Consider the following 7,569-nt stretch of genomic DNA (forward strand, 5'->3'; position numbering starts at 1 on the left):
TGAAGCCCGATGAAGCCCGAAGAGCCCAGGCGATGAGGGGACACAGGCCGTGATGGGATGGCATTTTGCGTGGTTGCCACCGGAGATCAACTCGGCGCGGATTTTTGCCGGTGCGGGTTCGGGGCCGCTGCATGTGGCGGCGGTGGCCTGGGAGGGGCTGGCAGCGGACTTGGCGACGTCGGCGTCGGCGTTTGATGCGGTGATTGCCGGGTTGGCGGGTGGGCCATGGACAGGTCCGGCGTCGGTGTCGATGGCGGCTGCGGCGGCCCCGTATGTGGGGTGGTTGAGCGCAGCAGCGGCGCAGGCCGAGACCGCTGCCACACAGGCGCGGGCGGCGGCGACGGTGTTCGAGACAGCCTTGGCGGCGACCGTGCATCCGGCGACCGTCACGGCCAATCGGGTGCTACTCGGGGCGTTGGTGGCGACGAATTTCCTAGGGCAGAACACACCGGCGATTGCGGGTACCGAGTTCGACTATGCCGAGATGTGGGCTCAAGATGTCGGCGCGATGGTGGGCTATGACGCCGGCGCGGCGGCCGCCGCCTCGACATTGGCGCCGTTTGTGGTGCCGCCGCTGGACTTGGCGGGTATCGCTGCGCAGGCGAGCACGGCGGCGACGGCGGTCTCGGCTGCGGTGTCGCCGGCGCTGCAGGGCGTGGTAGCCCTGATTCCGGGGGTGGCGACGGGGGTGCAGTCGATGGTGTCGGCGCTGCCGGTGTCGTCGGTGATGCAGGCGGCGCAGTTTGCGGCCACTCCGGCAGGCATGGTGATCGGACCGCTGTTGCAGTTGGGCCAGTCGGCCAGTGCGGGCACAGCCGGCTGGGCGGGCGCGGCCGGGGCCGGGGAACTGGCCGAGGTGCCCAGGTTTGTCGGTGATGCCAATCCGATGAAGGGCCTTGGCGGTGCAGGCGCGGGTCTGGGAGCGGGGATGTCCGCGGACCTGGGTAAGGCGCGGTTGGTGGGGGCGATGTCGGTGCCGCCGACCTGGGAGGGATCGCTTCCGAGGGGATTGTCCAGCGCGGCGCTTGCGGGGTTGGGCACCGTGCCCAATGCGGCCGAGTTGGCCGCCATGCAGGGCGGCGGGACGGGCGGGATGCCGATGATGCCAATGCCGATGGGCGCCGGTGGTGCGGGCGCGGGGATGCCCGCGGGGATGGGTCGTGGGGGCGCGACTCCACACGTGACACAGTCGCGCCCGAGTGTGATCCCACGCACCGGGATCGGCTAGGGCCGGCGCGACGGGGTGATCCGCGCTGCTCTGGGGTGGTGCGGGGTCGGTATCTTGCCACGAGTTCATCGCCCAGCTCGGGCGCAACTTCCAGGTGATCTACTGACAGGCCAAGTACAGGCCAACAGGTCCAAGCCGCCGGCGCCAACATCGCCCAAGCCGACTTCGCCGTCGGCTCCAGCTGGGGCCTAGCGGACCACCAGGCGGGCGCCAGGCCCGCATAGTATCTGCAGGCGTGGCACGCATCAGGTGGATTGGCCGTTAGTGCGGCCGCGTTGACCGACGTCGGCGGTACCGCGGGCACGGCTCCTGAGGGCCCGATCACCCGCGGCAGCGTCGCGCGGGTCGGCATAGCCACGGCAGTCACCGGACTGTGCGGCTACGCGGTGATCTACTTGGCCGCCCGCAATCTCGCACCGAGCGGCTTCTCGGTTTTCGGGGTGTTCTGGGGCGCTTTCGGACTGGTCGCCGGAGCCGCCTTCGGACTGCTGCAAGAGACCACCCGGGAGGTCCGGTCGATGCAGTACCTGGACGTTGTGCCGGACGGTGGACGCATTCATCCGCTGCGGGCCGCCGCGTTCGTCGGCATCGCCGCAGCCGTCGTGATCGCCGGAAGCGCGCCGCTGTGGAGCGGGCGGATGTTCGTCGAGGCGCGGTGGCTGTCGGTGGGATTGCTCAGCGTCGGCCTGGCCGGATTCTGCCTGCACGCCACGCTGATGGGGATGCTGGCCGGGATGAACCGGTGGACCCAGTACGGAGCGTTGATGGTGACCGACGCGGTCATCCGGGTGGCGGTGGCCGCGGCGACGTTCGTCGTCGGATGGGGCCTGGCCGGCTTCTTGTGGGCTACCGTCGCCGGCTCGGTGGCCTGGCTGATCATGCTGGCTGTGTCGGCCACCACCCGCGGCACCGCACGCTTGCTGACGCCCGGCAGCACCGCCACGTTCCTGCGGGGCGCGGCCCATTCGATCACCGCGGCCGGTGCCAGCGCGATCCTGGTGATGGGCTTTCCGGTGCTGCTGAAACTGACCTCCGACGAGTTGGGCGCCCGGGGTGGCGTCGTCATCCTGGCGGTGACGTTGACCCGCGCTCCGCTGCTGGTCCCGCTGACAGCCATGCAGGGAAATCTCATCGCCCATTTCGTCGACGAAAGCACCCACCGGGTTCGGGCGCTGCTGTCGCCCGCGGCGGTGATCGGCGGGATCGGTGCCGTAGGGGTGCTGGCGGCCGGTCTGGTCGGCCCGTGGCTGCTGCGCGCCCTGTTCGGGCCGCAATACCAGGCCAGCGGCGCGCTGCTGGCCTGGCTGACGGCCGCCGCGGGGGCGATCGCGATGCTGACGCTCACTGGCGCCGCCGCCGTAGCGGCCGCGCTGCACCGGGCGTATTCGCTGGGTTGGGTCGGCGCTACGGCGGCCTCGGGTGTGCTGCTGTTGTTGCCGCTACCGCTGGAGACCCGCACGGTCGTGGCGCTGTTGTGCGGCCCGCTGGTGGGCATCGTCGTTCATCTGACGGCACTGGCGCGTGGCCGATGATCAGCGCAGGCCCAACGTGTAACTTGTGGACGTAAATGACCTCGCATTACTCCGACGTCTGGATCGTCATCCCGGCCTTCAACGAAGCTGCTGTGATCGGCGACGTTATTGCCGATGTGCGGTCCGTCTTCGACCACGTCGTCTGCGTCGACGACGGCAGCACTGACGGCACCGGTGACATCGCGCTGCGGGCCGGTGCCCACCTGGTGCGGCATCCGGTCAACCTGGGCCAGGGCGCGGCCATCCAGACCGGCGTCGAATACGCCCGCAGCCAGCCCGGTGCCCAGGCGTTCGCCACCTTCGATGCCGACGGCCAGCACCGGGTCAAGGACCTGGCCGCGATGATTGACCGGCTGTCCGCCGGTGATGTCGACGTGGTGATCGGGACCCGGTTCGGCGGCTCCGTCACCAGTCGTCCACCGCTGCTCAAGCGGATCGTGCTGCAGACAGCGGCACGGTTGAGCCGGCGCGGCCGCCGGCTCGGCCTGACCGATACCAACAACGGGTTGCGGGTGTTCAACAAGACCGTGGCCGACGGCCTCAGCTTCACCATGAGCGGCATGAGCCACGCCACCGAGTTCGTCATGTTGATCGCCGAGAACCATTGGCGCGTAGTTGAAGAGCCTGTCGAGGTGCTCTACACCGAGTATTCGAAGTCCAAGGGCCAGCCGCTGCTCAACGGCGTGAACATCATTTTCGACGGATTCTTGCGAGGAAGGATTCGACGTTGAACTGGATCCAGGTGCTGCTGATCGGCTCGATCGTCGCGCTGCTGTTTTATCTGCTGCGATCACGCCGCAGCGCTCGGTCGCGGGCGTGGGTCAAGGTGGGATACGTGTTTTTTGTGCTGGGCGGCGTGTATGCCGTGCTGCGCCCGGACGACACCACGGTGGTCGCGCACTGGTTCGGGGTGCGCCGCGGCACCGACCTGATGCTCTACGCACTGATCATGGCATTCAGTTTCACCACCCTGAGCACCTATATGCGGTTCAAGGACCTGGAGTTGCGCTACGCACGCCTGGCCCGCGCCATCGCACTCGAAGGAGCGCAGGCGCCAGACGCCTGATGGCCCGTTGACGGGCGCGTCAACGATCGTTTCTGAAGCCCTGAGAGTTGCTGGCATTGGCCGTATGCTGTCGCCGGGCACGCGTTGGCTGCGGGCTCGGAGAGAAGGTCCACCCAATGTCGGTCGAGTTCTGTTTGCTCGGCGACGTCGCGGTGCATGTCGACGGCCACCGGCTCGATATTGGTCATGCGCGGCAGCGGTGCGTGCTTGTCGCATTGTTGACCGACGTGAACCACCCCGTTCCGGTCGATCAGCTGGTTGATCACGTGTGGTCGGATCGACCCCCGCATCATGCCCGAAATTCTTTGGCCGGGTACGTATCTCGACTGAGGAACCTGCTGGGCGCAGCCGAGGGAGTGGTGATCGGCCGGGAGCCGGGCGGATATGTGCTTGCCGCCGAAGCGATGTCGGTGGACCTGCATCGGTTCCGGCATGTGGTACGTCAGGCCCGGGCATGCCCGGAGCCCGGGCATGCCGCCGAGCTGTTTGACCAGGCCCTGGAAATCTGGCGGGGCGAGCCGTTCCCGGCCCTGGACACGCCGTGGATCAACAACGTCCGTAATTCTCTTGCGGGAGAACGGATTTCGGTGGTGTTGGACCGCAACGACGCGGCACTGCGGGTGGGACGCCACAGCGAATTGCTGGTGGAACTGGCCGCGGCCCATGCCGCCCACCCTCTTGACGAGCGGCTCGCGGGGCAGTTGATGCTGGCGCAGTACCGCGGCGGCCGGCAGGCGGATGCGCTGGACACCTACCGGCAGATGCGCCAGCGACTTGCCGAGGAGCTGGGCGTCGACCCGAGCCCGTCGCTGGACCAGGTGCATCAGCAGATACTTTCGGGCGAGAGCCAGCCCTCGAGCGGGCCGCCGACGCCGCACCTGGCGGTACCCGATCGTGCGCACGCGGCCCTGCTTCGGCGAGCGACCAGCTTCGTCGGTCACAAACACGAAGTGGCGGGCGTGATCGAAGCGTTGGGCGAAGGTCCGCTGGTGACGTTGACCGGGGTCGGCGGTGTCGGCAAGACGCGGCTCGCTCTCGAGATCGCGCGGCGCGAGCAGGACCAGTTCAGCGAGGGCGTTTGGATCTGCGAGCTGGCGCCGCTGGAGCATGGCGCAGCGGTGAGCCACACCATCGCCACAGCCCTGCGCTTGCAGCGACAGCAGGGGCTGGGCATCGAAGAATCGGTGATCGAGTATCTGCGGGGCCGCGAAATCCTCCTGGTGGTGGACAACTGCGAGCACGTCGTGGATACGGTCGCCAAGTTGCTGGAGCGGATCATCCAGCACTGCCCGAAGGTGTCGGTACTGACGACCAGCCGTCAACCGCTCGCCATCGACGGCGAGCGGATTGTGGTGGTTCCGCCGCTGACGGCCGACGACGCCGCCCAGTTGTTCGCCGAGCGAGCCCGGGCGGGCCGGCCGGACTTTCAGCTGCAGGACCAGCCGCCCGGTGCGGTCGCGGAGATCTGCCGGCGGGTGGATTGCCTACCGCTGGCCGTGGAGCTCGCGGCGGCGCGGATGCGCATGATGAGCAGCACCGATGTGGTTCGCCGGCTGGACAACCTCAGCGTTTTGCAAGGCGGTGCGCGCGGTGCGCTGCCCCGCCAGCAGAGCATGACGGCCGCGATTGACTGGTCGTTTCAGCTGCTCACCCAGGCCGAGCAGGCGCTGTTTGTGCGACTTTCGGTATTCGCAGGGTGCTTCGACCTCGACGCCGCGCACGGCGTCTGCGGGTCCGGCGGCGTTGCGGTGGAGGACACGCTGGACCTGCTTACCGGTCTGGTCGACAAATCGATGGTGGCGGTGCGCAGCGTGACCGACCGGACCCGCTACGTCGTCCTGGAAACCCTTCGGGCCTTCGGTCGTGAGCATCTGCGCCAGGCCGATCGGGCCGAAGCGTACGCCGTCCGGCATGCGACCTACTACACCGAGCTGGCCGAACGAGCCGCCAGCGGACTGCACGGCGCCCAAGAGCGCGAATGGGTCGAGCGGATGATGCCCGACTACGACAACCTGCGCGCCGCATTCGACCGGGCCATGGCCGACGACGACACCGACCTGGCGCTGCGGCTGATCGCGGCGCTGCCCGAACTTGTCGGATTGCGCATCGGTTACGAGATGGCCGAGTGGGCCGAACGCGTCATCGCCCTCGTGCGCCCCGAGCATCCGCTGTTCGCCACGGCCGTCGGCGTGGCCGCACGCGGCGCCTGGGCGCACGGCGACTACGCGCACGCGCGGGAACTGGCGGCCCTCGCCCGGGAGGCCGCGCCCGGACCGGGTACCGCGCGGGTGGCCTACCCGGGCGACGTCCTGGCCGACGTCACCTTCTTTGCGGGCGACGTGCAGGCGGCTCTGCACTACTGGCAAGGCGAAGTGACACGCGCCCGCGCCGATGCCGACGCGATCAGGCTGGTGTGGACTCTGTATGAAGTCGCCATCTGCTCGGGCGCGCTGGGCACACCGGAGCCAGCTTTGCCCGCCGCGGGCGAGGCCGTGGAGATCGCCGAGTCCACCGGAAACCCGACGGCGCGGTCGATGGCCTACTTTGCGCTGGGCTACCTGCTCAAGCGAACCCAGCCGGAGCGCGCGACGGCCCTGTTCGACGCCGCGGCCGAACTGGCTGCGACAGTGCAGAATTTCTGGCACAGCGGCACCGCACTGATGTCAGCGGCGGCAACCCGCGCCGTGCACGGCGATCCCGTCGCAGCTGCCCGGATGTTCATCGAGGTGCTCGACCACTGGGATCGGGTCGGCGACTGGTTCGAGCAGTGGACGGCGCTGCGATACATCACCCGGTTGCTGGTCCGGCTCGGCGCCGACGACGATGCCGCAGTCCTGCAGTGCGCGTTCCAGACTGCGGGTATGCCGTCACCGCTGCGGGACGCCGCACTGCGCGCGCTGGTCGACCGGTTGGGCGCCGAGCGCTTCGACGCCCACCGGTCCTCGGTCATCGACGGCGCCACCGCGGTCGCACGCGCTCGCTCGAGCCTGCACAGGTTCGTCGCACCCACAGCCTGATTGTCCGGCCCGAGCACACATTGGCCGCACAAGCGCATTTCATGATTCGTCAAGGCCCACCGAACACCCGCCCGGCACCCTAGGCGCAGCAAGCGGCGTCCGCTCAGCGGCGACCGCTGGTATCGCCGAGGAGGGCACCCATGTCCTATGTGATGGCCGTACCGGAGCTGGTTGCCGCCGCAACCGAGGACCTGGCGGGGATAGGATCGGCCCTGGCCCAGGCGAACGCGGCCGCCGCGGGTCCGACGCTAGCGGTGGTCGGGCCGGCCGTCGACGAGATATCGGCGGCGCTCGCGGCGTTGTTCAGCGACCACGCCGCCAGTTACCAGGTGGTTAGCGCCGAGGCGGCAGCGTTTCACGACCAGTTTGTGCGCATCCTGCAGTCCAGCGTGAGCGCATATGCGCTCACCGATGCCGCCAGCGCCGGCCAGCAGCTGCTCAATGCCATCAACGCGCCCACCATGGCGCTGTTGGGACGCCCGCTGATCGGCAACGGGGCCGACGGCGCGCCGGGCACCGGTCAAAACGGCGGCGACGGGGGTTTGCTGTTCGGCAACGGCGGCAACGGTGGGTCCGGCGGTACCAGCGTCACCGGGTTCAGGCAGGGCTTACCAGGTGGGAACGGCGGGTCCGCCGGGCTGATCGGCAACGGCGGCACCGGCGGGGCCGGCGGCTTCGGTGGGCGTGGGGGGCCCGGCGGTGCGGGCGGCAACGGCGGGCTGCTAT

Annotated in this window: 6 protein-coding genes and 1 pseudogene; all 7 read left to right on the forward strand. The window is 69.0% G+C overall.

Features of this window, described 5'->3' with window-relative positions:
* Window positions 1-52 precede the first annotated feature (52 nt).
* Complete coding sequence (locus EET13_RS26350) at window positions 53-1,228, forward strand: PPE family protein (RefSeq protein ID WP_122445009.1); 1,176 nt, start codon at window positions 53-55, stop codon at window positions 1,226-1,228.
* Window positions 1,229-1,259: 31 nt separating this feature from the next.
* A pseudogene (locus tag EET13_RS26355) lies at window positions 1,260-1,452 on the forward strand (hypothetical protein); the annotation flags it as partial.
* Window positions 1,453-1,482: 30 nt separating this feature from the next.
* Complete coding sequence (locus EET13_RS26360) at window positions 1,483-2,760, forward strand: hypothetical protein (protein ID WP_122445010.1); 1,278 nt, start codon at window positions 1,483-1,485, stop codon at window positions 2,758-2,760.
* A gap of 35 nt (window positions 2,761-2,795) precedes the next feature.
* The gene (locus EET13_RS26365; RefSeq protein WP_122445011.1) at window positions 2,796-3,491 is read left to right on the forward strand and encodes a glycosyltransferase family 2 protein; all 696 of its coding nucleotides are present in this window, start codon (window positions 2,796-2,798) and stop codon (window positions 3,489-3,491) included.
* Window positions 3,488-3,826 carry a DUF2304 domain-containing protein gene (locus tag EET13_RS26370; RefSeq protein ID WP_122445012.1) on the forward strand — a complete coding sequence of 113 codons (339 nt, stop codon included), beginning with the start codon at window positions 3,488-3,490 and terminating at the stop codon, window positions 3,824-3,826. Before EET13_RS26365 ends, EET13_RS26370 begins: the two co-directional genes overlap by 4 nt.
* A 116-nt stretch (window positions 3,827-3,942) precedes the next feature.
* Window positions 3,943-6,843 (forward strand): ATP-binding protein, encoded by a 2,901-nt coding sequence (locus EET13_RS26375; RefSeq protein ID WP_122445013.1) that lies wholly within the window; start codon window positions 3,943-3,945, stop codon window positions 6,841-6,843.
* A gap of 140 nt (window positions 6,844-6,983) precedes the next feature.
* Window positions 6,984-7,569: PE family protein (locus EET13_RS26380; RefSeq protein ID WP_136623259.1), on the forward strand; the 586-nt coding region annotated here is incomplete at its 3' end.

This window comes from Mycobacterium attenuatum, assembly GCF_900566085.1.
Classification (GTDB): domain Bacteria; phylum Actinomycetota; class Actinomycetes; order Mycobacteriales; family Mycobacteriaceae; genus Mycobacterium; species Mycobacterium attenuatum.